Genomic DNA, 1,287 nt, shown 5'->3' on the forward strand with positions numbered 1-1,287 from the left:
AGCAAGGGAAAATTTTTTCGTTGCTAAGCGGGTGAACTCAATCGTTCGCCGACTGAAACCCACCCGCGCGTAGGCTGACTCAAATCCACAATGGGACACACCGCTCCAATCCAGTGCCCGGATTGCTCTGCAATCCAAGATGTCGATCTAAAGTACCTCGACATAAACGACGCGGACGCGACGTTCTCCTACGAACTTGCATGCGACTGTGGATACTCGCACTCCTTTGTTGACGCTCCGCTCTGTGACGTCGAACCGTTCGTCTCCCCGATTTCCGAATCGCAACGCATTGCCGAATCCCTCGGTATTTCACCCGAGAACTACGCTTCCTACATTTGGCCGCCTGATGTCCGGTCTGCGATCGACAAAGAACGCCGACAGCTTCCTGAATCGCAAACGAAGCGAGAGCTACGTGCAGCCGCCTTGCCATTGCCGAAGAAATTCGATGATCGGTGGTGGATCGTGTACCAACTCTCCCATACTATTGTGTACGACCCTCGCCTAAAAACGTACGCGTTCGTAGATGCCGACGGTTCGGTTTCGGACGCTTGCGACCTTCCGGCTGTTGTCACCAAGATTCAAGCTAAATCGCATCCCTGATCGCTGGAATGCGGCGAACCATCGCATGCAACGGAGCGGCGGTGGAGAGGTTTTTCAATTGGTAGCCCAACTCCCGCCGCCCGCTGATGCGTAACGTTATTTGGATGAAGATGTCGCATGCGAATGCAAACGACTTACGGCATTTTCGACAACGAAGCTGATCACATCATCGCGATGGTTCACGATCACGCGTCTCTTGATTCAATCGTCGGCACTCCTTGCCCCGCCTGCGGTGCAAACATGGTTGTTGCGTTCAACGAGGATGGCACTGGGTTCTCACTGAATTGCGCGGGCGATCCGCTGCACATCACAAAACAACAGCAAATCGACAATCCACCGCCATGGTGGAGAGACTGCTACGAAGAACCGACTGACACGACATGGTATTGGCGTGAATGGCATTCGTATGATGACGATGGAACACTGCACATGAAAATCTCTGGATGGCAGGCCGACGACGTCCGATGGTCGGGGGCACTGGAATGCCCGCGGGATCATCGCGACTACGATCTTTGGCGATGGGTACTCAACGAATCTGGTTGCACGAAAGACCTCATCAGCGATACTGACCTCGACGAACTTCGAGCACAATACGAAAACGCCAAATAACCATGTGATGCAACGGAGGACGGGTGGTTCGTTTTGTCGTCTGCTTGCAAGTCGTTCGCCCGTCCCCGCTGATCACTA

2 protein-coding genes are annotated in these 1,287 nt (G+C 53.8%); both read left to right on the top strand.

From position 1 onward, the window contains the following. The first annotated feature begins 90 nt into the window (after window positions 1-90). Window positions 91-600, top strand: a complete 510-nt coding sequence (locus RE6C_RS01510; protein ID WP_008653193.1) for a hypothetical protein — start codon at window positions 91-93, stop codon at window positions 598-600. 117 nt (window positions 601-717) lie between these two features. Continuing rightward, entirely contained in the window at window positions 718-1,209 is a 492-nt protein-coding gene (locus RE6C_RS29390) for a hypothetical protein (protein ID WP_008653194.1), read from the top strand. Window positions 1,210-1,287: the final 78 nt, after the last annotated feature.

The sequence above is a fragment of the Rhodopirellula europaea 6C genome (assembly GCF_000338295.1).
In the GTDB taxonomy this organism is placed as follows: Bacteria; Planctomycetota; Planctomycetia; order Pirellulales; family Pirellulaceae; genus Rhodopirellula; species Rhodopirellula europaea.